The sequence below is a fragment of the Streptomyces sp. TRM70350 genome, assembly GCF_019219825.1.
In the GTDB taxonomy this organism is placed as follows: domain Bacteria; phylum Actinomycetota; class Actinomycetes; order Streptomycetales; family Streptomycetaceae; genus Streptomyces.
Genome location: NZ_JAHUXH010000030.1, coordinates 12,609 through 37,003, shown reverse-complemented (window position 1 = coordinate 37,003; position 24,395 = coordinate 12,609). Strand labels below are relative to the sequence as shown.

General features: G+C 69.4%; 22 protein-coding genes and 2 pseudogenes. 16 read left to right on the top strand and 8 right to left on the bottom strand.

Going from position 1 to position 24,395, the window contains the following annotated elements; genetic code table 11:
- Positions 1–82: 82 nt before the first annotated feature.
- Entirely contained in the window at positions 83–682 is a 600-nt protein-coding gene (locus tag KWI83_RS31010) for a TetR/AcrR family transcriptional regulator (protein ID WP_218517697.1), read from the top strand.
- A 105-nt stretch (positions 683–787) separates the two neighbouring features.
- Entirely contained in the window at positions 788–2,992 is a 2,205-nt protein-coding gene (locus KWI83_RS31005; RefSeq protein ID WP_218517696.1) for an MMPL family transporter, read from the top strand.
- A gap of 69 nt (positions 2,993–3,061) precedes the next feature.
- Here KWI83_RS31005 and KWI83_RS39220 read toward each other — a convergent pair.
- Both KWI83_RS39220 and KWI83_RS31000 read right to left on the bottom strand, forming a co-directional pair.
- Positions 3,062–3,136 (bottom strand): annotated as a pseudogene (locus tag KWI83_RS39220) (type II toxin-antitoxin system RelE/ParE family toxin); the annotation flags it as partial.
- Between the two features lie 121 nt (positions 3,137–3,257).
- Positions 3,258–3,668, bottom strand: a complete 411-nt coding sequence (locus tag KWI83_RS31000) for an ATP-binding protein (protein ID WP_218517695.1) — start codon at positions 3,666–3,668, stop codon at positions 3,258–3,260.
- Between the two features lie 136 nt (positions 3,669–3,804).
- On the opposite strand from KWI83_RS31000, the pseudogene KWI83_RS30995 reads away from it, so the two are divergent.
- The 4 genes and pseudogenes from KWI83_RS30995 (at position 3,805) to KWI83_RS30980 (ending at position 6,141) form a co-directional block, all read left to right on the top strand.
- A pseudogene (locus KWI83_RS30995) lies at positions 3,805–4,649 on the top strand (helix-turn-helix domain-containing protein).
- A complete protein-coding gene (locus KWI83_RS30990) occupies positions 4,646–4,825 on the top strand; it encodes a DUF397 domain-containing protein (protein ID WP_218517694.1) in 180 nt (59 codons plus the stop codon). Before KWI83_RS30995 ends, KWI83_RS30990 begins: the two are co-directional and overlap by 4 nt.
- Before the next feature lie 57 nt (positions 4,826–4,882).
- Positions 4,883–5,389, top strand: coding sequence for a YbaK/EbsC family protein (locus tag KWI83_RS30985; RefSeq protein ID WP_218517693.1), 507 nt, complete (start codon positions 4,883–4,885; stop codon positions 5,387–5,389).
- Complete coding sequence (locus tag KWI83_RS30980; RefSeq protein ID WP_218517692.1) at positions 5,386–6,141, top strand: EamA family transporter; 756 nt, start codon at positions 5,386–5,388, stop codon at positions 6,139–6,141. Before KWI83_RS30985 ends, KWI83_RS30980 begins: the two co-directional genes overlap by 4 nt.
- A 777-nt stretch (positions 6,142–6,918) precedes the next feature.
- Here the strand turns inward: KWI83_RS30980 and KWI83_RS30975 are convergent.
- Positions 6,919–8,271 carry a tetratricopeptide repeat protein gene (locus KWI83_RS30975; RefSeq protein ID WP_218517691.1) on the bottom strand — a complete coding sequence of 451 codons (1,353 nt, stop codon included), beginning with the start codon at positions 8,269–8,271 and terminating at the stop codon, positions 6,919–6,921.
- Positions 8,272–8,471: 200 nt separating this feature from the next.
- Here KWI83_RS30975 and KWI83_RS30970 point away from each other — a divergent pair, with 200 nt between their 5' ends.
- Positions 8,472–9,035, top strand: coding sequence for an ATP-binding protein (locus KWI83_RS30970; RefSeq protein ID WP_218517752.1), 564 nt, complete (start codon positions 8,472–8,474; stop codon positions 9,033–9,035).
- Positions 9,036–10,051: 1,016 nt separating this feature from the next.
- Here the strand turns inward: KWI83_RS30970 and KWI83_RS30965 are convergent.
- Positions 10,052–10,831 carry a GntR family transcriptional regulator gene (locus tag KWI83_RS30965; RefSeq protein ID WP_218517690.1) on the bottom strand — a complete coding sequence of 260 codons (780 nt, stop codon included), beginning with the start codon at positions 10,829–10,831 and terminating at the stop codon, positions 10,052–10,054.
- 165 nt (positions 10,832–10,996) lie between these two features.
- On the opposite strand from KWI83_RS30965, the gene KWI83_RS30960 reads away from it, so the two are divergent.
- The 4 genes from KWI83_RS30960 to KWI83_RS30945 all read left to right on the top strand — a co-directional run bounded on the left by KWI83_RS30960 (position 10,997) and on the right by KWI83_RS30945 (position 14,502).
- Positions 10,997–11,344: a hypothetical protein gene (locus KWI83_RS30960; protein WP_218517689.1), complete on the top strand. Its 348-nt coding sequence runs from the start codon at positions 10,997–10,999 to the stop codon at positions 11,342–11,344.
- On the top strand, positions 11,344–12,645 hold the full coding sequence (locus KWI83_RS30955; RefSeq protein ID WP_218517688.1) for an FtsK/SpoIIIE domain-containing protein: 1,302 nt from the start codon (positions 11,344–11,346) through the stop codon (positions 12,643–12,645). Before KWI83_RS30960 ends, KWI83_RS30955 begins: the two co-directional genes overlap by 1 nt.
- On the top strand, positions 12,642–12,839 hold the full coding sequence (locus KWI83_RS30950; protein ID WP_218517687.1) for a hypothetical protein: 198 nt from the start codon (positions 12,642–12,644) through the stop codon (positions 12,837–12,839). Before KWI83_RS30955 ends, KWI83_RS30950 begins: the two co-directional genes overlap by 4 nt.
- A gap of 301 nt (positions 12,840–13,140) precedes the next feature.
- Entirely contained in the window at positions 13,141–14,502 is a 1,362-nt protein-coding gene (locus tag KWI83_RS30945; protein ID WP_218517751.1) for a replication initiator, read from the top strand.
- Between the two features lie 124 nt (positions 14,503–14,626).
- Here KWI83_RS30945 and KWI83_RS30940 read toward each other — a convergent pair whose 3' ends face one another.
- Both KWI83_RS30940 and KWI83_RS30935 read right to left on the bottom strand, forming a co-directional pair.
- Positions 14,627–16,075: a recombinase family protein gene (locus tag KWI83_RS30940; RefSeq protein ID WP_218517686.1), complete on the bottom strand. Its 1,449-nt coding sequence runs from the start codon at positions 16,073–16,075 to the stop codon at positions 14,627–14,629.
- Positions 16,076–16,237: 162 nt separating this feature from the next.
- The gene (locus KWI83_RS30935; RefSeq protein ID WP_218517685.1) at positions 16,238–17,737 is read right to left on the bottom strand and encodes a metallophosphoesterase family protein; all 1,500 of its coding nucleotides are present in this window, start codon (positions 17,735–17,737) and stop codon (positions 16,238–16,240) included.
- A gap of 172 nt (positions 17,738–17,909) precedes the next feature.
- On the opposite strand from KWI83_RS30935, the gene KWI83_RS30930 reads away from it, so the two are divergent.
- The 4 genes from KWI83_RS30930 to KWI83_RS30915 all read left to right on the top strand — a co-directional run bounded on the left by KWI83_RS30930 (position 17,910) and on the right by KWI83_RS30915 (position 21,444).
- Positions 17,910–18,185 (top strand): DUF1876 domain-containing protein, encoded by a 276-nt coding sequence (locus KWI83_RS30930; protein WP_218517750.1) that lies wholly within the window; start codon positions 17,910–17,912, stop codon positions 18,183–18,185.
- A gap of 254 nt (positions 18,186–18,439) precedes the next feature.
- A complete protein-coding gene (locus KWI83_RS30925; protein ID WP_308122275.1) occupies positions 18,440–19,627 on the top strand; it encodes an acyltransferase in 1,188 nt (395 codons plus the stop codon).
- 156 nt (positions 19,628–19,783) lie between these two features.
- Positions 19,784–20,590 carry an SAM-dependent methyltransferase gene (locus KWI83_RS30920; protein ID WP_218517684.1) on the top strand — a complete coding sequence of 269 codons (807 nt, stop codon included), beginning with the start codon at positions 19,784–19,786 and terminating at the stop codon, positions 20,588–20,590.
- Positions 20,591–20,772: 182 nt separating this feature from the next.
- Positions 20,773–21,444, top strand: a complete 672-nt coding sequence (locus KWI83_RS30915) for a ScbR family autoregulator-binding transcription factor (protein ID WP_218517683.1) — start codon at positions 20,773–20,775, stop codon at positions 21,442–21,444.
- Positions 21,445–21,541: 97 nt separating this feature from the next.
- Here KWI83_RS30915 and KWI83_RS30910 read toward each other — a convergent pair whose 3' ends face one another.
- The gene (locus KWI83_RS30910; protein WP_308122274.1) at positions 21,542–22,222 is read right to left on the bottom strand and encodes a ScbR family autoregulator-binding transcription factor; all 681 of its coding nucleotides are present in this window, start codon (positions 22,220–22,222) and stop codon (positions 21,542–21,544) included.
- Positions 22,223–22,442: 220 nt separating this feature from the next.
- On the opposite strand from KWI83_RS30910, the gene KWI83_RS30905 reads away from it, so the two are divergent.
- Entirely contained in the window at positions 22,443–23,420 is a 978-nt protein-coding gene (locus KWI83_RS30905; protein WP_218517682.1) for a ScbA/BarX family gamma-butyrolactone biosynthesis protein, read from the top strand.
- Between the two features lie 82 nt (positions 23,421–23,502).
- Here the strand turns inward: KWI83_RS30905 and KWI83_RS30900 are convergent, their stop codons facing one another.
- The gene (locus KWI83_RS30900; protein ID WP_218517681.1) at positions 23,503–24,294 is read right to left on the bottom strand and encodes a response regulator transcription factor; all 792 of its coding nucleotides are present in this window, start codon (positions 24,292–24,294) and stop codon (positions 23,503–23,505) included.
- Positions 24,295–24,395: the final 101 nt, after the last annotated feature.

The following is a 24,395-nucleotide window of genomic DNA, read 5'->3' as shown; positions in this document are numbered from 1 at the left end:
TTATCGCCCTGCGCTACATTCGTCGTGTACGAGACCGTGTCGCACGGAGACGGAAGGCGACCGAGCGGGAAGGGTGAGTCACATGGCTGAGGTCGCGACGGCGCGTCGCAGTCGGATCACGCCCGAACGTGAGGCCGAGTTGTACGAGGCCGTGCTCGACCTGCTCCGGGAAGTCGGCTACGACGCCCTCACCATGGACGCCGTGGCCGCCCGCACCAAGTCCAGCAAGGCGACGCTCTACCGCCAGTGGGGCGGCAAGGCCGAGCTGGTGGCCAGGGCGATCCGGCACAGCAAGCCGGGCGGCATCGCCGACATCGACACCGGGTCCCTGCGGGGCGACTTCCACGCCCTGATGGCCCGCGAGGACGACTGCACCATGGAGCAGAACGCCGCGCTGATGCGGGCTCTGGCCATGGCGGCGCACACGAACCCGGATCTCATGAGGGCGTTCAAGGAACTGCTCGTGGAGCCGGAGACGCAGGAGCTGCGCAAGCTGATCCAGCGGGCGGTCGACCGGGGCGAGGTCCGGGCGGACAACCCCGCGCTGAACTACGTCGTGCACATGATGCTCGGCGCGTTCGCCACCCGTGCGCTGATCGACGACCTGCCGCCGACGAAGGCCTTCCTCACCTCGTACATCGACGCCGTGGTCCTCCCCGCCCTCGGCGTGCCCACCACCTGAGAAGTCCCCACTCGCAGTCCCGAGTACCTGACGTCACCGCTCACGTCGTCGGGCTGATCACCCCTGCCCTGAAGAACCCCACGACCTGACCGGGAGTACGCCCTCGTGGCCACATTCCTCTGCAAACTCGGCCGGCTCGCCTTCCGGCGACGGCACTTCGTCGCCCTGATATGGGTGGCGCTGCTGACCCTCGCCGGTGTCGGCGCGGCAAGCGCGCCCGCCCCGGGCACCACGTCCTTCTCGATCCCCGGCACCGAGGCCCAGAAGGCCTTCGACCTGCTGGAGGAACGATTCCCCGGTATGAGCGCCGACGGAGCGACCGCCCGTGTCGTCTTCAAGGCACCCACCGGCGAGAAGATGACCGACGCCGACAACAAGTCGACCGTCGAGGAGACCGTCCAGGAACTGTCCAACGGTTCCGAGGTCGCCTCCGTCGCCGACCCGTACACCGCGAACGCCGTCAGCGGGGACGGCACGGTCGCGTACGCGCAGGTCAGGTACGACGTCTCCGGCATGGAGCTGGCGGACTCGTCCCGGGAGGCGCTGAAGGAGGCCGCGCAGCAGGCGCGGGACGCCGGGCTGACCGTCGAGATCGGCGGTGACGCGCTCCAGGTGACGCCGGAGACCGGCACCACGGAGATCATCGGCATCGCGGTCGCCGCAGTCGTCCTCGTCATCACCTTCGGCTCACTGCTCGCGGCCGGACTCCCGCTGCTGACGGCCATCATCGGCGTCGGCATCGGCGTCGCCTCGATCACCGCCCTCGCCAGCACCCTGGACCTGGGTTCCACGACCTCCACCCTGGCCACGATGATCGGCCTCGCGGTCGGCATCGACTACGCGCTGTTCATCGTCTCCCGCTACCGGGCGGAGCTGGCGGAGGGCCGGGAGCGCGAGGAGGCGGCCGGGCGGGCGGTCGGCACGGCGGGCTCGGCGGTGGTCTTCGCGGGCCTGACGGTCGTGATCGCGCTGGTCGGCCTGTCGGTCGTGAACATCCCGATGCTGACGAAGATGGGCATCGCGGCGGCGGGCACGGTGGCCATCGCGGTCCTGATCGCGCTGACGATGATTCCGGCGCTGCTCGGTTACGCGGGCCGGAAGGTGCGTCCGGCGGGCGAGAAGAGCAAGCTGCTCGGCGGCGGCCGGTCCAAGGCTTCGGCCAAGCCGAACATGGGCACGCGCTGGGCGAGCTTCGTGGTACGCCGTCCGGTCGCCGTCCTCCTGCTGGGCGTGCTCGGCCTGGGCGCCGCGGCCGTCCCGGCGGCGTCCCTCGAACTGGGCCTGCCCGACGACGGCTCCCAGCCGACGTCGACGACGCAGCGCCGGGCGTACGACCTGCTCTCCGAGGGCTTCGGCCCCGGCTTCAACGGCCCGCTGATGGTCGTGGTCGACGCGAAGTCGAGCGACGACCCCCAGGCCGCCTTCGGTGAGGTGGCCGACGAGATCAAGGGCCTGAAGAACGTCGTGACGGTGACGCCGCCGGTGCCCAACAAGGCGGGCGACACGGCGACGATCACCGTGATCCCCGACTCCAAGCCGTCGTCGGTGACGACCGAGGACCTGGTGCACTCCATCCGGGACACCGGCGCGCAGGTCAAGGCCGACACGGACGCGGAGCTGCTGGTCACCGGCGCGACGGCGATGAACATCGACGTGTCGGAGAAACTGAACGACGCGCTGGTCCCGTACCTGATCCTGGTGGTCGGCCTGGCCTTCCTCCTCCTGATCGTGGTCTTCCGCTCGATCCTGGTCCCGCTGAAGGCGGCGCTCGGCTTCCTGCTGAGCGTGATGGCGGCGCTGGGCGCGGTGGTCGCGGTCTTCCAGTGGGGCTGGCTCGCGGGCCTCATGGGCGTCGAGGAGACCGGCCCGGTCATGTCGATGATGCCGATCTTCATGGTCGGCGTGGTCTTCGGCCTGGCGATGGACTACGAGGTGTTCCTCGTGACGCGGATGCGGGAGGCGTACGTCCATGGCGAGAAGCCCGGCCAGGCCGTCGTGACGGGCTTCCGGCACGGCGCGCGGGTCGTCACGGCCGCGGCGGTCATCATGATGGCGGTCTTCGCGGGCTTCATCGGCTCCAGCGAGTCGATGGTCAAGATGATCGGCTTCGGCCTCGCGATCGCGGTCCTCTTCGACGCGTTCGTCGTCCGCATGGCGATCGTCCCCGCGGTCCTGGCACTGCTCGGCAAGAAGGCCTGGTGGCTGCCGAAGTGGCTGGACCGCGCGCTGCCCAACGTGGACGTGGAGGGCGAGGGCCTGCGCACGGAGGCAGACCGGGGTCGGGAGGACCGGGAGCTGGTACGCGTCTGACGCGACGGCTCCTTTGAGACCAGCCGGTGAGGGCACCGTGGGGACGGGGCTTGCCCTCACCGGCTTCGTCCGGTAATCGCCGACGCGGAGTCGGCGCCGGTCCGGCTGTGAGACAAGCGCGGTGGTGTTGAAGCCGAGCGGGTCGGGGCCTCCGGCCGGAAGAGGTGCGGCATTTACTCACTGCGCTCCAGCGTCTCCCTCATGACGTGGCCACCTGCTTGCCTCGTCGCGTGACAGTCACCGATGGACTCCATGGGCATCTGGGTCATGCACCAAGGGTGTTCAGCTCGGCCCAGATCGTCTTGCGTGGGTGCGGTCCCGGCGCCACGCCCCAGCGGTCGGCGAGCGCGTCGACGAGGAGGAGGCCGCGGCCGGAGCCGAGGCGGGGCAGACGGTCGCCGCGGGTGTCGGTGACCTCGATGCGGAGGGTGTCGCCGACGACGTAGAGCGTCAGGCGGAAGTCACGTCCTGGGACGCGGCCGTGGGTGGCGGCGTTCGCGGCCAGTTCGGCCACGATGTGGTCCGCCGGGTGCAACGGGAGACCCCACGTGCGGAGTTGCTCGGTGCTGAGCAGGCGCGCGAGGCGGGCTCCGCGTGGGGTGGGGGACAGGAGCACGGTGAAGTTGCGGATGGGGGACGAGAGTTGGTTTTCAGGGGCAGTGATCTCGCGGTTCATGCACTGAGAGTGACCCAATCTGCTTCCGTGGATCAGTGACAACGCCTGTGCGTAGGGTGACTGTCCCGGCTTTGTCTCGGCTGTCTTGGCTGTCTCAGGTGTTGTACGGGTACAGGTGCGCGTCGGAGGAGGAGCCATGAACGACGATGTGGACGAGGCGGGTTGGGACGTCGAGCCCGGCGACGAGATCGAGCCGGTGGTACAGGCGGTGGGGCGCCTGCTGAGGGTGTGCCGCGAGTCGGCGGGGATGGGCGTGGCCGACTTCGCCGAGGTCATGGGCTACGGCGAGGACATGATCCGCAAGATGGAGCGGGGGCAGCGGATTCCGAGGCCGGAGTTCCTGGACAGGGCGGACACGGTTCTGAACGCGCAGGGGCATCTGCGGGCGTTCATGGAGGACATGCGGAAGGCTCGGTACCCGAAGAAGGTGCGGGAGCTGACGGAGTTGGAGCGGCGCGCGGTGGAGCTGCTGTTCTACAGCAGCCACAACATCCATGGGTTGCTGCAGACGCCGGAGTACATGCGGGCGCTGTTCGAGATGAGGCAGCCCCCGCACAGCCCGGAAACGGTGGAGCGGGGAACGGTCGCACGAGCGGCTCGAAAGGCGATCTTCCAGCGGGAGCCTGCCCCGACGCTGTGTTTTGTTCAGGAGCAGGTGACCCTTGAACGCCCTATCGGCGGGAAGGCGGTGCTGCGCCGACAGCTCGAACACCTCATGGAAGTGGCGCAGTTGAGAAACGTCACGCTCCAGGTCATGCCACCGACCTGGAGGAGCACGCCGGATCGTCGGGCCGCATCCAGGTGCTGAAGTTCGCTGACGGCACGGCGATTGGACGCTGTGCCGGTGCGTTCAACGGTCGCCCGGTCGAGAACCCGAAGGACCTACGGATCCTTGAGCTGCGCTATGGCATGATCCGGGCTCAGGCTCTCCCGCCGAGGGAGTCGCTGGCCTTCATCGAGCAAGCGCTGGGGAAGCTATGAGCACCGCACAACTCCACTGGTTCAAGAGCAGCTACAGCGACACCGACGACGTCAACGACTGCGTCGAGGTCGCCACCACCCCCGCCACCATCCACATCCGTGACTCCAAGGCGCCCGACGCCGCACGAGTCACCGTCACCCCCGCCACCTGGTCGGACTTCCTGACGCACCTCTGACTGGAGCGGCCGTAACCCGGTCGCGTGTGCCGTACACGGGCCGCTAGCGTGCCGCTCATGACCACTTCGGACGCAGGAGCCGCAGAAGCTCATCCACGGTTCGCCGAGGCGCTGGACGCCCTCGGGCTCAGCGAGCTGCGCGGGCGGATCCGCCGGTTCCCCCACGCCACCCGTACCGCCGCCGAGGCCGCCGCCGCCATCGGGTGCGAGCTCAGTCAGATCTGCAAGTCGCTCGTCTTCGCCGCCGACGGGGTGCCCGTGCTGGTGCTGATGGACGGGGCGTCCAGGGTCGACGTGGAGCTGGTGCGGCAGGAACTCGGCGCCGAGAAGGTCACCCGGGCCCGCGCCGACGTCGTACGGGAGACGACCGGGTACGCCATCGGCGGGGTGCCGCCGTTCGGGCATCGCAGCAGCACGCGGGTGCTCGCGGACCGGTCGCTGCTCGACCACGACGTGGTGTGGGCGGCGGCCGGGACGCCGTACACCGTCTTCCCGATGGCACCCAAGGCCCTGATCACCCACGCGGGCGGCACCCTGGCGGACGTCCGCGAGTGCCCTGCGTGACGCCGCTGGTGACCGCGGCCGTCCTGCTCGCCGCCGTCACGCACGCCGGCTGGAACGCCATCGCCCACCGCATCACCGACAAGCTCGTCGCTTTCGCGCTGATATCCGGGGGCGGGTTGGTCATCGGGCTCGCGCTGCTGCCGTTCGTGGCGGTCCCGGCGGCGCGGGCCTGGCCGTATCTGCTGCTGTCGGCCGCGGTGCACATCGCGTACTACGCGCTGCTGATGAAGTCCTTCCGGCTCGGTGACTTCGGGCAGGCCTATCCGATCGCGCGCGGGAGCGCGCCGCTCGTCGTCACCGTGCTGGCCGCGATCTTCGCGCACGAGGTGCCCGACGGGTGGGTGGTGGCCGGGATCGCGCTGAGCTGCGCGGGGCTGACCGGCGCCGCGCTGTGGGGGCTGCGCGGGCGGCAGCCGGACTGGCCCGCGATCGGGGCGGCGCTGGGGACCGGGCTGTCCATCGCCGTGTACACCGTCGTCGACGGGCTGGGCGTGCGGGCGTCGGGGTCGGCGCTCGGCTATGTGGCGTGGCTGATGGCGGTGCAGGGGGTCGTGATACCGGCGTACGCGGTGTGCGCCTGGCGCACGGAGACCATCGCGCGCCTGCGGCCGTTCCTCGGGCTGGGAATGCTGGGCGCCGCCCTGTCCGTGGGCGCCTACGCCCTGATCCTCTGGGCACAGACCCGCGCCGAACTCGCGCCCGTCGCCGCGCTGCGGGAGTCCTCGGTCAAGCCGTGCTCATGCAGTAATTGATTTGCTGGTCAGCGACCCAGGGCGGCTTCGCCGCCCGCCGTGGGACTGGCAATCGAAGGTGCCAGAGCGCCGGTGACCTTGGAACCGATCGCGTCAGAGGGTTGGAGTATGTGTCAAACCTGCTGATCCGGCCGGACTGGCATCTCGCGGACGCATCCCTCGATCAGCTCCCTGGCCTCGTGCTGCGTGAATCACCAACCGCACCGGTACAGTTGCCCGCACGCGGATTGCGGTTCGCGCGAACTCGGGTTCCGACGTACCCGGGTACGCCTGGCTGGGGATAGGAGAGGCCTCCAGCCATTTCGCGCGATATTGGAGGATTAGCGTCGAGTACCTCGGGGGTTCCAGCCGCACGGCAGCCTTGGCAAGGCACCGAGACCTTGAACGTCGGCATGGCCTCAGCTGACCACACGTACGTCACGTGGTGGTTCGGGCTGAGTGCTATGAGCCGGAGGTCCGACCACCGGAAAGTGATTCGGGACGTTGAACCTCTCTCTCGGCGTCAGGGTGCTGCTAGTGCTCGTCTGTGCCTTGGTGTCCGTCATCGTGGGCATCGTGGCAGCCCTGCTTAGGTACGCCACCAACACGCCCAAGGCCTCAGCCGTCCTATACGGTGCGGGAGCATTCGGCGGGTCTATGACCCTTTGCCTGCTGATCTTGACGGCGCTCGGAGGTCTCTGGACGGGGTGAAGCAACACCACGAGCCGTGACCTGGTCGCGTAGGCCAAGATGGGGCCCTGCTTCCGTCACGGAACAGGGCCTCATCACTGGTAAGACTCAGAACGGAAGCTCGGGCGTGGCTGCGCCGCGCTTGATGGTCATGATCTGTTCGTGGAAGTCGCGGGTGGCGGCCTCGCGGGGGTGGCGGGAGCGCAGTTCCTTGTCCAGCTCGTCGGCGACTAAAAGCAGGGACGGCAGGGATTTGCGGTCGGCTTCGAGGGCGGCTGTGCCCATGCCGATGGCTTCTTCGATCTCGCCGGTGCGGGCGGCGGCGACTCCGAGTGTGAGGCGGGCTTCTGCGGCGCGCATGGGGGAGATCTCGGTTCCGTCGGGGCCGGTGCTGATGCGGATGACGGATCGCGCGTGGGCGGCGGCGCGCTCGTCGTCCCCGAGAAGGCGGTAGGCGTCCATCTCGTAGAAGTCCCACTTGTCCGGGTCGATTATGAAGTGGTGCTCTGGGTGATCCGGGCGGGGGAGTCGGTCCAGGCGGGCGCGTCCGGCGTCCAGGGATTCACGGACCAGGCGGGCGTCTCCCATGCGGGCGGCGGCGCGTGCCTTGTGCGCGTAGAGCTGCACGCCGACTGAGTGTGTCTGGTCAGCCACGTGTCCGGCTTCGACAGCATCGAGCATGTCTTGCCAACGGCTCTGGGTGAGAGCGAACCAGGCCTCGATCTCCCACGCCCACGCCATGATCTCGCCGTGTCCGGCTTCCTGGCCGATGCGGAGTGCGGCGGCCTTGCTGAGGTTGGCGGCCTCGCGCTGGCCCCGGTCGTACTGGACACATGCGTTGAGCAGGAACAGCCATCCGGCATCGACGAGTAGTTCCCGGTGCTGGCGGAGTGTCATCCGGCCTTCGAGCTGCTTGGTGACATATTGCAGGCCGTTGCGGGTGCGCTCGTGTAGGTAGTCGGCGTTGGCGTACGGGTAGGCGCGGGCCAGTTGATCGATGCCCTCCTCGATCGACTCAAGGGCGGCGCTGTTGATGCTGGACATCTCGGTACGGCGCAGCATCTCTGCGATGTCCCATATACCCGCGCCACCCTGAGCGATCAGGGCGCTCGGGTCGTCGGTCCGGGAGGGGGCGGCCGATCGTTCCAACTCCCACGGACGTGGGGCGAGTCCGGCGAGATGGCCGGGGATGCGTAGGCCGTCGACCACTTCGAGGATCTTGTTGAACTGCGTGATCCGTGGACGAACGCCCTTGCCGTCGGTCTCGGGCCGGGCCATCTTGCCGATGTGCTCGCGTTTGTAGCTGACGGCCTCGGCGATCTTGGCGTAGCTGATATTGCCGTGGATCTTGGCCAGCCTGAAGACTTCGCCGAAGTCGTGGTTCGCTATCGCGGACCGCACATCTGCGCGTTCCAGCACGTGCGGCGGTAGAGCTGCCGGTGTCGGTGCAGCTTCGGCCATCTCACTTCCCCATCGTGATTGACCTGACGTTTCTTGTCTTTCGATCTTCCCTCGTCATCAGTTTCCGGTCCGTCTCGCGAGTGTACCCACGAGGGGGGTCCCCAAGAGGGGGGAGCGACAGCAGGGACAGGGGGTGCACCCTCGGGTCACCTTGCCGGGAGGGCCTCGGCAGGATGTGATCAGAGATGGTGGTCGATGTCATGGACGCGAGGAAAGCACGGCTGCCGGAAGACCTCGCGCAAGATCTAGACGCGTACGCCCACTGGTTCGTGGCACCGGATCCGTCGTCCGGGCACTTCTTGACGCTGACGCTCTTCGCCGAGTGCCGTAGTACGGCGCGCGTCGCGCGTGACACGACGTCCGTGTTCCTTCGTGGCGCGGTTTCGGACGAACTCATGTATGACGCGCGTCTGGCTGTCTCGGAACTGGTTGGGAACGTCGTGAACCACGCGGTACCGGACAACTGCCAGGCCGTTCCCGGCGGCATTCGGCGCATCGACGTGACCTTCAAGTTGTATCCGAAGTGGCTCTTCATCGGGGTCACGGATGAGGACTCGACACCCCCGCTGCTACCCATGGGCGACTTTTACTCGCCGGAGTTGATGACGGAGCTCTCAGAGGCGGTCCTGGCTGACAACGGCCGTGGGCTGATGCTCACTCAACGGATGGCGTCGGCGGTCTGGTGGACGCCGGGACAGCGGGGCGGAAAGACGGTCTGGTGCCGCTTCGACCTGGACAGTGGAGCCGAGCGCAGTCCGCACTGATGATCTCCCGGCTGTCGCCTCGGCGTTGCTCCCTCGGGAGTTGGCGACAGCGCGGGGCCGGAGGGCGATCCCTCTGGTGAACGGGGCGTGGCCCCTTGGGACGGTCCGCCGGGATCCCCACCCGGCTCCCAGGGGGCCGCGCTTCACAACCCCATACCGAGTCCGGACCACCCCCGCGCCTGCCAGCAACCGGGGTGGTCCGGGAGGGGACACAGCGATCCCCGGTGCCTGATGGTACCGGGGTCGTTGTGCTGTGCACTCGCCCTGGCCCAAAGACAGTTGACGATCTGTTACCAGAGCGGGAGTGACAAGATGACTGGCGCGGGGGCGGAGTGGCCCGGTGACGGCCTGGACGTGACAGGCGCGGACTTCGGTCTGTGGGTTCGTGGTGTCGACTACATGGCCGGATGGCGGGAGGCCCGAGACGCTGCCGATCAACTGAACTTGGCGTTCCTTGGAGCGGAGTTCGAGCCGTCCGAGTTACGGGCTGTAGCAGCGACGAATGACGACGGGCGCGGGGTCGTCCGCCTGGTGGGCCTGCCCGATGCTGTGGTCCGGCTCGCGGGCCTTCTGCAACGGCTCGCGGATGGCGAAGGTGGTGCAGCATGAGGCGTCTTTCCGCTGGTGAGCGGTGCACGTGGGCACGTCGCCGGCCGGAGAGACTTTGGGCTGGAGCTGCCATGGGGCGAGTGAACAGGGGGCCTTACGCTCGCCAGCGGATCGGGCAGTCCTTGGACCTGCCCGCAATAGCCCGATCGGCCCCCTGTTCTTCGAGGCTCGCCCCATGGTGGCTGCCTAAAGCCTCTCCGGCCGTCGACCCCCAGCCCCGTGGGCCCCGGCCTGCGACGGCCGGTCGACGCCTCGACTCCTTGGTCGTACTGCTGTCGGGGGCGCCTGCCGTCCGGACGGGACCGGCGGCCACGCCGCACGCCCGGCCGGGGCGGCCGGGCGCCCCGGCGCGCCGCAGGCGCGCCCTTGAGGAAGTGAAGGCTGTTTCGACCGATCCCGGTTGGCGCTCAGTCGCCGGAGCGTCGCACGGGCTGCTTGTCGGCGGTGATCCGGTAGGCGAGTTCGGCACGGTCCGCGCCGAAGCGAAGTTCTTCGAGGAACAGCGGGCGGTCGTCGGTGTCGTGCGTGACGCGGGCGACGTGCAGGATCGGGGTCGCGTCCGGGGGCTGGAGCGTGGTGCGCTCGTCGGGCAGGGGCATGCGGGCGCGTACCGTCTCGGTCCACGTCAGTTTGTGGCCGTCCTCGGTGAGCCATCGGTAGATCGCTGCTGGGCGCTTGCAGGGCTCCTCCGCAAGCATCGGGATGCCGTCCGCGACCTCGAAGGGGATCAGCGTGCGGTGCATCGCGCGTGTGCCGGTGCCTGGATCGATGAGCAATCGATCGCACCCGAACAAGGCTTCCTCTGCGTCGAGTTGGAGGAGTCGGCCGGTGTTCTTCGTGGTGTGGGTGCGGTAGGTGCTCGGCTCCTCGATCTCCTGCCAGATGTCGCCGTTGGGCATGACGAACTTGCCTTCGGCGGTGCGGCTGATGCGGCGCTCGATGGTGAGGTGGGGCTGTCCGATGGAGCGTACGAAGCTGCCTTTGCCGTGGCGGACGTCGATCAGGCCTTCCGCGCGCAGTGCCGCGATGGCGTTGCGGACTGTCGGCCGGGAGACGCCGTAGCGGGCCATGAGCTGGGCTTCGGATGGCAACAGGGAGTCGGGCGCGAACTCGCCGGACAGGATCGCTTCTCGGATCGCGGCGGCCACCTGCTGGTAGAGGGCTCCGGGGCGCTGGATCTCTGACATCTCGGCATCTCCGGGTTGAGGTCGTAGGCACGTCGCACGCGCGACATCACTCGTCAGCATAAGTAGTTGCACTCTCGCCGTACAGGGCTCCATAGTCGTAACTCGTAAGGACAAGTGACGTCAGCATTAGAGCTGGCGTCCTGATTGGCCAGGGAGGCCAACGAAATGCAGTCCATTCCCGTGGACACGGCGCGGCTCGGCGTACTGCGGTGCGCCAACGTGCCTGAGCTGAAGTTCAGCAACTCCGAGACACAGGAGGTGAAGAAGGACCGGGACGGCAACCCGGTCTACACCGTGGCTGTCACCGTGCGGCCGGACGGGCGCCGTATCTCCGTCATCGAGATCGCTGTCAGTGGTGAACCGAAGGGCATCGAACCGGGCCAGGTCGTCAAGGTCTCCGGACTGACGGCGTTCGTCTGGTCGATGGGCGACCGCAACGGCGTCAGCTTCCGCGCAGACGCCATCACCCCGGCGTCAGGAACTGCGGTGCAGGGCAAGGGCGGTGATGCGTGATGGGGTCGGTCCTGCTCGCGCTCGGCTTGGCCGTGCTGGCCTGGGTGCTCGTCGTCGGTGACCTGGTGCGCCGACATCGGCCGGTCTGGCACTGGTACCTCGTCGGCTACCCGGTCACCGCGTGCCGGGTGCTGGCGACTTGGCGCAAGGTCGCCATGCTCAACGACCTTGCCGTATCTCGTCGTCCGCCGCGCGGACTGCTCGGGGACCTGGTCGTCAAGGGCGATCCGCTGCGGCCGGTGGCCCCGAGGATCTCGTTCCCGCACGCCACGCGCATGGGCCTGACCGTGACCGTGCGGCTGCACGCGGGGCAGACCCCGGCGACGTACATGAAGGCCGCTGACGCCTTAGTGCACGCGTGGAAGGTCCACGCGGTCCGCGTCACCTCCCCGGAACGCGGGCTCGTCCTGGTGACCGCAACCGCCAGTGATCCGCTTCAGCGACCCGGCCTCGCCACGGCTCCGGCCGAACTCCTCTCGGCGCTCATCGGCGTCCTGGAGAGCGGCGGCGCCTGGGTGATGAACCTGCGGCTCGTGCCGCACTGGCTGATCGCCGGGGCCACCCGGTCGGGCAAGTCCACCCTGCTGGCCCGGCTGATCACCCAACTCGCCGGACAGCCCGTTGCCCTGGTCGGAATCGACTGCAAGGGCGGCATGGAGCTCGGCCTGTTCGCCGGACGGTTGAGCGCGTTGGCCACCTGCCGCAGGGAAGCGGTCGCCGTGCTCTCCGCCCTGGTGGTCGACATGCAGGACCGGATGCGCGCGTGTCGGTCGGCCGGTGTCCGCTCGATCTGGGAGTTGCCCGAGAAGCTGCGGCCGGTGCCGGTCGTCGTGATCGTCGACGAGATCGCGGAACTGTATCTCTCGGAGGGGACCCGTGAGAGCAAGGCGGAAGCCGAACAGTGCTCCACCCTGCTGTTGCGGCTGGCTCAGCTTGGGGCGGCGCTCGGCCTGCACCTTGTTGTGGCTGGGCAGCGGGTTGGCTCCGACCTCGGCCCCGGCGTCACTGCCCTGCGGGCGCAGCTCGGCGGCCGTATCTGCCACCGCGTCAACGATCCCGGCACGGCCGAGATGACCTTGGGCGACCTGAACAAGGACGCCGTGGCCGTCGCTCAGTCGATCACGGCGGAGGAACGCGGCGTGGCCGTGTGCACCGGACCGGACGGCGGCTGGAGCCGCGCACGCTCCCACCTCACACCGACCGAAGAAGCCGTGTCGACGGCCCGGAAGCACGCAGCCATGACCCCGGAACTGCCTGCCATAACCCGCGCCCTCGCGGCTCTGGAAGGAGACGACAAGTGATCAGCGAAGGTACGGCGTTCACGTTCGCGGTGATCTTCGGGATCATCACCGTCCTCCTCGTCCGCTCCCGCGACGTCCGCGCCTGGGAAGCGGTCTGCGTCGGCCTCTTCGGCCTCTACCTCGGCCAGACCCCCGTGGGCCTCACCGCCCACGAACTCGTCACCTGGTTGATCAACGGCTTCTCCCACACCTGAGCAGAAAGGACACACGGCCATGCCTATGCCTCGTGTGAGGTGCCCCCACTGCAAGGGCGACGGAGCCCGTAGGACCTGGACCGGACGGCGGCGGCGCTGCCGCGTCTGCCGGGGCACCGGAACCATCCGCTGAATCCCCTCCCAACCCACCCGACGCACGCAAGGGAGTGATCCCCATGAGTAACGGCGCACCACCACCCAACCACCGTGCCGCCTCGGCGGCCCACCCCGGAAGGTCACCACCATCACCCCGGAGTACACCCCGGCTGACAGGCGCGCCGTCCTCGACCGCGCGGCGCGCCTGCGTCAGCTCCCCGAAGCAGACCGCGACGCAATCCGCATCGCCCAAGATCCCAAGTTCCCGCGCTGGCTGGAGCAGATCACCGCAACCGGCGGCTGCTCTCACCCCGTCCACCTCTCCGGCTCGACCACCACCCTGGACGGCACAACCGGCGAGATCATCCACCACTACGACACCCGCAACGAACCTGGCGAACGCCTCCTGGTGCGCTGCCGCAACCGCCGCGCAACCGTCTGCCCTGCCTGCTCCCGCCTCCACGCGGGCGACACCTTCCACCTTGTCCGCGCGGGCCTGCTCGGCGGCAAGAACGTCCCCGGCGTCGTCCGCCACCGCCCCCGGCTCTTCGTCACCCTGACCGCCCCGTCCTTCGGCCCGCTCCACCGTGCAGGGGAGCTTTGCCGCCCCCGCCGCGACGGCGGAACCTGCGAGCATGGGCGCCCCCTCGGCTGCGGTGCCGTCCACGCCCCGGACGCTCCGGTGGTCGGCCAACCGCTGTGCGCCGACTGCTACGACTACACCGCCCATGTGCTGTGGCACGCACACGCGTCCAAGCTGTGGGACCGGTTCGTTATCGACGTACGGCGGCGCCTCGCCTCGTCGGTCGGCCTCGTACAGTCCCGCTTCGCCCAGCATGCCCGGCTGTCCTTCGCCCGCGTCGCCGAGTACCAGAAGCGCGCTGCTGTCCACCTGCACGCCATCGTCCGCCTCGACGGCCCGGACGGGCCCGACGACGAACCCCCGGCCTGGGGCAGCGTCGACCGACTGACCGATGCCGTTCGCGCCTCGGCCGGACGGGTCCTGGTCCGCACGCCCTATAGCCCGGCCGTTGGTGAGCTGGAGTTGCGCTGGGGCGCCCAGCTCGATGTTCGTCCGCTGCACGCTGACGGTGACGGGCCAGATGATGACGCGGTGGCCGCGTACGTGGCCAAGTACGTCACCAAGGGAGCGAGCGAGACAGGCGCCGGCACTGACCACCCGCTCACGACCTGGCACGACATCGACACGGCATCTGTCAGCGAACACGTCCGCACCCTCATGCGCACCTGCTGGCGCCTCGGCGGCCTCCCCGAGTACGAACCCCTCCGCCTCCGCACCTGGACTCACACCCTCGGCTACCGGGGCCACATCCTCACCAAATCCCGCGCCTACTCGACGACCTACGCGGCACTGCGCACCGAACGCGCCAACCACATGGGCCACGCCGACATGCCCGGCGACACCTTCGACACGGTCACCGAACGGCACTGGCGCTACGTCGGCTCCGGCCACACCCCCGGCGCTGCTCTCATCGCCGCTGGAGTCGCCGAAGACATCGCCACGAACCGTGAGATCGCCCGTGACCGGTGTGAGGTGCCCCGGTGACGAGACGCCGCAACGAAGAGTGGGCTCGGGCAGTCGAGCGCCAGGCGGCCAAATTCCCCACACGGGTAGGACCGAAGAGCGCGGCGAGACTCGCGCGGCTCCTCGGCCCTGCACGGAAGGCTTCCTAGTCCAGAGGGTTCGGCTTGATGTCCACCCGGTCGGTGTCGAACCCCCTGCCCTTCCTCGTCGGCGCGCGGACGACCACGGCGGCGAACAGGAACCGGTAGATCGCGTTCATGCGCGCGTAGTCCTCCTCCTTCTCCAGCCTCTCCCAGTTGGCTTCGGCGTCCGGTCCGGCGATCCCGTCCAGAACGGCGATGGGCCGCTTGACGGTCTTCCGCTGCCGCTCCTTCATCCGCTTGAGGATGGGGGCACGCATGGATTGGAAGTCGGCCGTCGTGAAGTCGTCATCGTTGAGCCACAGCTCTTTTAGCTCCTCCAGCTTCGCCCGGTCCTTCTCGTCCGCAAGAACGTCGGCTTCGGGACGGGTGGTCGTGGCGGGCTCGTAGCCCGAGGTGTCCAGCTTGGTCAGTACCTTGATCGCCACGTCCCGCGCGAAGGCTTCGAGGGGTCCGGCCGAGACGGAACGATTGCATTTCTGCTGGCCGATTTCGTCGGCGCGAGTGCACCGGTAGTAGGCGTACCGGCCGCTGTTCGTACCGGCCATGCGCGCCCCGCATGAGCATGTCGCGACTCCACGCAGGAGGTAGTGCCGGGTCGGTCGCTTCTGCTCGTCCCGGGCACGCTCGGCCCGGTACTCCCTGAGCCGCTGTACCTCGTCCCACTGGCCCCGGTCGATGATGGCGGGCCACGTGCCCACACCCACCTCTTCGCCCTGGTGGATCCGCACGCCCCCAACGAAGTTGGAAGACAGCAGATGGCGAACGTTCTCCGGCTGCCACGTCTTGCCCTTGGACGTCGTTACACCCCTCGCGGTCAGATCCTGGGCGATGCGTTGGGGTGACTCGCCGTCCAGATAGCGGCGGAAGACTTCGCGGACGATCTCCGCTTCTTTCTCGACGATCGCGCGGCCGTCGCTGGTGTAGCCGTACGGCCGGTTGCCCACGTGCGGCCTGCCCTCGCGGGCCTTGTCCTTCAGGGCGTCCTTCAACCGTCGCGACGTGTCGTCGGAGGAGCGGCACGCGTGGGCCACCTCGATACGGAGGATGAACCGGTCGTCGGGGTCCGACAGATCGCGCCGGTTCGCCTCGCCATGCAGGAGGACGCGTTTGTCGTCGGCTATGGAGAGCAGCTCTTCAAGATCCTTGGGCTGCCTCATGAGGCGGTCGGGGTGGTAGACGATGACGTGCCGGATCTCTCCCTTCCCCATCGCCTTCAGCATCTCTTCCCATCCCGGCCGCTTGCGGTTGCGCTGCCACGCTGAACGGTTGTTGTCCACGTAGACGTGGGCCGACTCGACACGGAGCTGAAGTCGTTCGGCGATCTCCCGGCAGATGCGTTCCTGTCGGTCGACCCCGGTCTGATCCTCGTCCTTGGCGTGGGAGATGCGGCAGTAGATCGCTGCGGGCTCGCCCGGCGTGATGGTGATCTTGCCTAACTTGGATCGGCTCATGACAAATACTGTATGAGCGAGCTATGACATCGGTCATTGTGGGCGCGGCCATCGGGGCCGTGGTCTTCAAGGAGCGTTTCGGGGCGGCGCGGATCGTCGCCGCGGTGTTGGTGGTGGCGGGGATCGGGCTCATGGTGGGGTGAGGCCGTATGTTGGCTTGGGTCACGCCGCCGTCAGCCGGTCCGGTACCGGGTCCCGTGGCGTCGGGCGGGTGATGCCCGACAGGTCGTGGGCCGCGACGCTGTTGCGGTCCGTCACCGAGTGGCCCAGCGCGTGGTGCGGCCACAGGCCGCCCGCGACCCGGCGGCTGCGTTCCAGCCAGGCGCGGGCCGGGGTGTCGGTGGGTGTGTAGTGGTTGAGGGCGTAACCGGCCGAGTGGATGCGCAGCAGGGTGAAGCCGCCGGGGTAGTCCTTCACCGCGCCGACCTCCTGGAACGTGACGTGCGGCGCCTCGTCCAGGACCGTGCGCTTGTTGCGGTGGGTGTGGCCGGCGTGGTGCAGGAAGACGCCCGGCGCGGCGGCGTAGGCGGCGAGGAGCGCGCGGGCCTGGCGGCGGGCCAGGCGCTGGCCCGCGCTCGCCGGGAACAGGGAGTGCCGTACCGTCAGCGGATGGTGGCCGAAGACGAGCGTCGGCTGGTCTCCCGCTTCGCGCAGACGTGCCCGTAGCCACGCAAGTTGCTCCGCCCCCACCCCGCCCGCGTCGGCGCCGGTGCCCGCCTTCTCGTAGGTGTCGAGGCCGATGATCCGCAGGCCGCCCACGGCGTGGGTGAAGTAGGTGGCGTCTCCGGGCGCCGGGAGGAACGCCCGGTGGAAGGCGTCGCCCTCGGGAATCGCCCGGTCGTGGTTGCCCCGTACGACGAAATAGTCCCGGCCGTGGACACCGAAGCCGTCCAGGATGCGCCGCGCCGTCGCCAGGTCGCGGGGCGCGCCGCCCGCCGAGAGGTCCCCGGCCGCCAGCAGCAGGTCAGCCCCGCGCCGCCGTGCCTCCGCGACCACGGCCCGGCTCATGACCTCCGGGTACGGGGCCCCGCCCGGCGCCTGAGAGACGCCGCGCAGGAGGGGGAGTCCGGCCACGAGGCCCGCCGTCGTCTCGCCCAGGTGCAGGTCGTTGCAGAGGGCGATGGAGAGGAGATGACGGCCCGGTGGGGGCTGGGGGGTGGTGAAGGAGTACGGGCCCGCGGGGGTGCCCAGGCCGTGCGGCGAGGTGCCCACCGCGTTGCCGCCCGACAGGTGGAGGGGGGTGGCCGTGGCGGGGACGCCTCGGGAACGGGCCTGGTAGTAGTACGTCTCGCCGGGCTCCAGACCGGTCAGCTCGACCTGGTGGTGCGCGGTCGGGCGGTCCTCGCCGGTGACCCGGTTCAGGCGGGCCGGGTGGGTGCCGTACACCACCTCGCCCTCGGTGATCGCCGGGATCATCTGGCCGAGCCCGTCGTCGGTGCCGGGCACGCCGGTGAACCAGGTGAGCACGGCGTGGTCCTCGGCCAGCGTGACCAGTTCCAGCTGGACGGCGGCGACGGGGCCGGAGTGCCGGGTGCGCAGGCCGTGCAGGACGACGGGGGCGAGGAGGGCGGCGGAGCGCAGGACGTGGTGGGGAGCGGGGAGCGCGGAGAGGGATGCGAGGGCTGAGCGGGCGGCTCGGGAAGCGGTCGGGCAGCAGCGCATGCCGCCTTCGTGCCCCACGGCAGTGAACGGCGGCCGTGGTGGCGGCGGCGTACCCAGGTCCGGAACACGACAACAGCGACGGGAACGCGACAAGTCGGGCACTCAAGGAGCACTCTGGAAGCAATCCTGGAGACAGGTGATCCTGGACCCGGATGATCCGGAGGTGATCATCATGATGCACACCGCTGTGGGATGGCATGTCGAGCTCGAATTCCAGGAGGACGACACGCACACGAAGGCAGCGGCGCTGGTGCGTCTGCCCGACGGGACCGAGGTGAGGTCCCACGGACGCGCGAGCCGGCACCACACCGACGCGAATCAGCCGAGGGTCGGCGAGGAGATCGCCGGGGCAAGGGCGTTGAACGAACTCGCCATGCGCCTGCTGACGAAGGCGCACGACGAGATCGACGCGGCGTCGGGACGCACGTCCCACCCGATTCACGTCTGACCGGCGGCCTTCTGCGTGGCCTAACCAGGAGCGTGGTGGCACCCGGAGCGGGTTGACTTCCGCGAAGGGGGGCTGTCACGCTCTTGGCGGCGGTTGATGTGTGCCCCGAGCGCCTCCTGGGCAGGGCGGGGCGTCCCGCCGACCGATCCGATCCTCCACTTCTCTTTCTGTACCGCCTCATGCCGTCGACACCGCGCGGCAGGCCCATCGGCCTGCCGCGCGGTGCTTTTTCGTGCCGCGCGAAGGAGAGATCCGTGACCATCCCGACCCATCGCCCCATGGATACGGTGCCCGCCCGGGCCGGGCGGGCACCGTCGCTCACCGGGCTGCCGTCGCTGACGGGGCTCCGCTTCTACGCCGCCATGGCGGTGTTCCTGTACCACGTCACCAGCCCCCAGCTCAGCCCCTTCAGCGGGCAGGCCGCGCACGACGCGGCCCGGCTGTTCGGCATCGCGGGCGGGCTCGGGGTGTCGTTCTTCTTCATCCTCAGCGGGTTCATCCTGACCTGGTCCGCCCGCCCCACGGACACCCCCGGCCTGTTCCTGCGCCGCCGCCTGGTCAAGCTGTACCCCAACCACCTGGTCACCTTCGTGGTCTCGCTGCTGGTCTTCGCCGGGGCGACCACCACCGCCTGGCAGCACTGGCTGCCCAACCTGCTGCTCGTGCAGACCTGGTCCTGGGACCCGGCGGTGTCCTTCAGCGTCAACGCACCGAGCTGGTCGCTCGGTTGTGAGCTGCTGTTCTACCTGTGCTTCCCGCTGCTGCACCGCGCGGTGAAGGCGATCGCCCCGGCGCGGCTGTGGGCGTGGACGGCCGGTTTCGCGGCCGCCGTCGTCGCCGTACCGGCGTTCGCGTACGCCGCGCTGCCCGGCGAGGTGCGCCTCCCCGGCTGGCAGGTCAGCGAGGTGCAGAACTGGTTCGTGTACCAGCTGCCGCCGGTGCGGATGCTGGAGTTCGTGCTCGGCATGCTGCTCGCCCGGATCGTGCTGACCGACCGGTGGGTGGGCGTGCGACTGTGGCAGGCGGTGCTGCTGTGTGTCGCCGCGTACGCCGTGGCGCTCAACGTGCCCTACCTGTACGCCCTGTCCGCGGTCTGGGTGATCCCGCTCGGCCTGCTCATCCCGGCCGCCGCGGTCGCCGACGTGCGCGGGCGGCGCTCGCCGTTCCGGGGGCGGGCGATGAGGTGGCTCGGCGAGGTGTCGTTCGCGTTCTACCTGCTCCAGGCCGCCGTACTGATCGGCGGCACCAAGTACCTGGCCGGACACGCCCCTTACAGCTTCGCCGAGGCGGTCGGTCTGTGCCTGCTGGCCTGGGCCGTCACCACCGTCCTCGCGTATCTGCTGTACGCGCTGGTCGAGCGGCCCGCGATGAAGCACCTCAGCAGGCCGCGCCGGAAGGACCCGGGGGCGGGCTCAACTGAGCGGACGGTCAGCGTCCGTTGACATCCGGCTCGTGCACATGTCACGCTTCCCCGCGGAGACGTTTTGCCCTGAAACGGCATGAGAAAGGCGACATCCACCGGTAGAAGCCGGTATCGGATGTCGCCTTTTCCGTTTGCCCGTCTTCGACAACCAACCCCTCACCAAGGATGTGTGGACATGCCCGAGACCAAGACCCCCGACCAGATCCCGCACGCCGCGCGCATCATGGACTACTTCCTGGGAGGCACCGAGAACCTCCCGGTCGACCGCGCCGCGGCCGACGGCATCGTCAAGCTGCTGCCCGGCGGCCCGCTGGGGGCACGCGCCAACCGGCGCTTCCTCAACCGGGCGGTGCGCACCGCCACCCGGCGCGGCATCAGCCAGTTCCTGGACGTCGGCAGCGGCATCCCGGCGGCGAACGCCACGCACGAGGTCGCGCCCGAGGCCAAGGTCGTCTACGTCGACAACGACCCGGTCGTCGGCGACATCGCCCGCCGGATCCTGGGCGAGACCTCGGGCGGCCGCACGGCGTACGTCGACGCGGACTTCCGCGACCCCGAGGCGGTGCTGTCGGCCCCCGCGGTCAAGGAACTGCTGGACTTCTCCCGGCCGGTGGCGGTGCTGTTCGGCGCGCTGCTGCACTTCGTCGTCGACGCCGACGACCCGTACGGCACCGTCGAGCGCTACAAGGAGGCGCTGGCCCCCGGCAGCCTCGTCATCCTCACCCACTCCAGCCCCGACTACGTCTCCGCGCCGGTACGGGCCGCGGTCGACGAGTTGTACACGAACCTGCGGGTCGACCTCGCCTCCCGCTCCCGGGCGGAGATCACGCGGTTCGTCGACACCGAGGGCTGGACGGTGCTGGAGCCCGGAGTGGTGTCCGTCAACGAGTGGGAGACGGAGGAGGAGCGGGCCTCCGACGCGGACTACCAGACCAACCGGGAGGACACGGCCGGCTTCGCCGCCGTCGCCGTGAAGAACTGACACGACCGGATGTGGCCGGCCCGGCACCCCGCGGGTCGGCCCACGGTGGCCCGGCTTGCGAGAGTGTGAGGGTTTGGAATCTTTTTGTTTATCTGACACTGGGCTTGCGTTCCCCTGCCGTGACCGGGCGTATGAAGGACCCATACAGGAGGTGTAACGGGGTTGCTTCGAGGAGCGGTCGGATGGCAGGAAAACAGAAACGCTCGGAGCGGACCGTGGAACGGCTGGTGGTCGCCGCCGCCGAGCAGTTCGCGCAGCACGGCTACGTGCGCGCCACACTCGCCGACATCAGCCGCCACGCCGGGGTGACCAAAGGAGCGCTGTTCTTCCACTTCTCCACCAAGGACGAGGTCGCCATGGCCGTGCAGGAGCGCGGCCGGGAGGCCATGGAACGCGCGGTGCTCCAGCTGGAGGCGGCCGGTGGGACGTATCTGCAACTCGTCGTCGACCTGACCTATGTGCTCGGGCGGCTGCTGCGCGAGGACGTGTTCGTGCGCGCGTCGGTGCGCATCGCGCGCGAGCGCGAGCGGGGCAACGCCGACGGCCTCGTGGCCGGGTGGGGCGTGCCCGGGGACGACGACACACCCGACTTCTACGGGCAGTGGCTGGGCCGGCTGGGCGGTCTGCTCGACGAGGCCCGCCGCGCCGGTGAACTCGGCCGCTCCGTACCGGAGTCGTCCGCACGGACGCCGGTGGCGGCGGCCGTCTCGGGACTGGAGACGCTGACCTGGCTGGGCGTACCGCCGGACGAGTGCGAGACCTGGCTGGCCGACCTGTGGGAACTGACCCTGCCCGCGCTGGCGTCGGAGGACGGGCTGCGGGCGGTACGGACCACGGCCCCGTCCGTGCTGTGAGGCGCCGGACCGTCCCCCGGCCGCGGTGCCGCCGTGACTCCGTTGTCGGCCGCTCCAGCGGCGCGCGCCCGCACGCTCCTCGCCCTCGCCCGCCCGGTCAGTCGGTCCCTTCCGCAGGCTCTTCGTCGTCGAGGGGCGCAAGCCCCAGCTCGGCACGGCACTTGGGGGAGCCCGCCGGTTGGAACTGGGCGAGGCGGTCCGGCGGGACGACGCCGGGGAGCAGGTAGCGGAACATGTCCGTGACCCGGTTGTGCAGGTCCTCCCGGCCGGTGCGGACGTACGACGTGAGCTGAAGACCGGTGAACGAGCCGCACACGAACGTCGCCAGCTCGCTGACGTTGATGTCCGGGAACAGGTCACCGCGGCCCTGGGCGGGCGCCAGGCAGTCCCGCACGATGCCGATCCACGAGTTGTACGGCGTGGGGTCGGGGTCGACGAAGGAACCGAACTCCACCACCAGCCTTATCCCGGCGCGCAGCCGGACATCGGTGCGCAGTCCGTGCGCCAGCCGGTGCCCCATGTCGATCACCGTCTGCACCCCCGGCATCAACTCCCCGGCGATCAGGTCGGTGGACTGGAACTGCTCGTCGACCAGCGCGCGGGCGAGGGCCTCTTTGGAGGCGAAGTGAAAGTAGAGCGCACCCTTGGTGACACCCGCCTGCTGTGCGACATCGGTCAGGCTCGTGCCGCCGAAGCCGGTCGCGTCGAAGGCTGTCGCCGCCCCGTCGAGGATCGCCTGCCGGGTGATCTCGGCCCGTTCCTGCCTGGCCCTGGCCACGTGCCTACCTCCTGTCGGTCGCTGAGCCGGTGACGGTCGCCCAGCCGGCCGGCCCCACCGCGAGTCCCTTGGTAAAAGACTGCCATGCCCCAGAGAAAAAAAACCAGTCAGCTAGTACGCTTATGCCAGCGGTGTTGCCATGCACGACGGCGGCCCAGGTAAGCCCTGTCCTGTCCGCTCGCGGAAGGCCACGTTCCTTTCGCGCCTCAGGAGGCACGCGATGAGTCCACTTGTGCAAGCCGACCGGCTGGAATTTTTGACTCTCCAAAACGGGGAGGTCGACCTCTTTGAGCGCACGGTGCCGCGCTGGCTGGTGCACCGTGCGGCGGTCTCGGAGGTCCTCATCACGGGAGTCCGGCCCCACAGACGGGACGTGTACCGCGTGGGCGCCCAGTGGGCGCGCGGTCACAGCTACTACGGCCCGATCGCGGGGCGCTGGCACGACCCCATGCTGCTGGGAGAATCGATACGTCAGGCCGGGCTGCTGCTCGCCCACCAGGCGCTCGGCATCCCGCAGAGCCAGCGGTTCCTCACCAAGAGCACCTCGTTCGAGATCACCGAGGAGGGTGCCCGCCTGGCCGGGGCGCCGGCCAACGTGGTGCTGGAAGTGACACTCAAGGACATCCGCTGCCGACGCGAGCACGTCGCGTCCTTCTCCTGCGACGTCCTCGCCCACCGGGACGGCACCCTCATCGGCCACGGGTACGCCGCCACCGACTGCGTGGCCCCGGCGGTGTACCGCAGGCTGCGCGGGGAGCGGACCGAAGCCCGTCCGGCGAGCACGCTCGTCCCGGCGGTGAACCCGGAACTCGTGGGCCGCACCAGGGAGTTCGACGTCGTACTGGGCGTGCCGGGCGGGGAGGCCGGCAACGACCGGGGCGTGCATCTGCTGCGCGTCGACGCCACCCACCCGGTGCTGTTCGACCACCCGGTGGACCATGTGCCGGGCATGCTCGTCATGGAGGCCGCCCGGCAGGCGGCGCTGGCCCGCCTCGGGCTGCCGCACGGCCTGCTGGTCGGGTGCGACGCCGTGTTCCACCGGTACGTCGAGCTGGACCAGCCCTGCGTGGTGTCGGCCTCCGAGCCGACGGTGGGCGAACTGGGGCGGCGCGGCCTGACCGTGGAGTTCCACCAGGGGGGTTCCGTGGCCGGCGTCTGCGCGGTCACGATCCTGGACACCGAGGCGCCGGACGCCTGAACAACGTGACCGTGCCCCCTTCCCGCGGAGGCGGGGAGGGGGCACGGCCGTGACGCCGGGCGCGGGGACGCGCCACGGGGGCTCAGCCGCCCGTCTGCTCCGCCGTCCGCCGCACCGGCGCCAGTGTCTCGGGGGGCACCACCAGGCGGTAGCCGATGCCGCGCACCGTCTCGATCCACTCGCGGTTGCCCAGCTTGCTGCGCAGGGAGCCGACGTGGACGTCGAGGGTGCGGGTGGAGCCGAACCAGTTCTCGTCCCAGACCTGGGCCATGATGTCCTGCCGCCGGTGCACCGTGCCGGGCTGCTCCATGAGCAGCGCCAGCAGGTCGAACTCCCGCCGGGTGACCGGGATCTCCGCGCCGTGCAGGGCGACCGTGCGGGTGCGCAGGTCGAGGTCCAGCGGACCGGCCCGGAGGATGTCCTGGGCGGCCGTGACGGCGGACGCGGCGGGTGTGGTGCCGGGGGCGCCCCGGTCCGGGGTCGGTGGCTCCGTACGGTGGTCCTCATGCCAGGGGCAGTTGCCGACCCGCCGGAACAGCGCCTGGATGCGGGCGATCAACTCGTAGGAGCCCACGGGCTTGTACGCGAACGCGTCCGCGCCCATGTGGAACGCCATCACCCGGTCCAGTTCCTCGGCCCGGTCGCTCATCGCGAGGATCGGCACGCAGGAGCGCTCCCGGATGCGCCGGCACACCTCGTGCCCGGCCAGGTCCGGCAGGGCGAGTTCGAGCACGACGAGCGACACGTCGTCCAGCAGGTCCAGCGCGTCGGCCCCGGTCGCGGCCCGCTGTGGGACGAACCCGTGCACGGTCAGGGCCTGTGCGAGCGATTCGGCCACGCCGTCATCGTCATCGACGATCAGAACGGTCCTCATCGGTGTCTCCCAGCGCCGTGGCCCGCCCGCGTCGGAGCGTCCGCCGCGAGTCTGAAAGGGGTTCTAAAAAAACTGGTCGAACGGTATCTTCTTCATGTGTA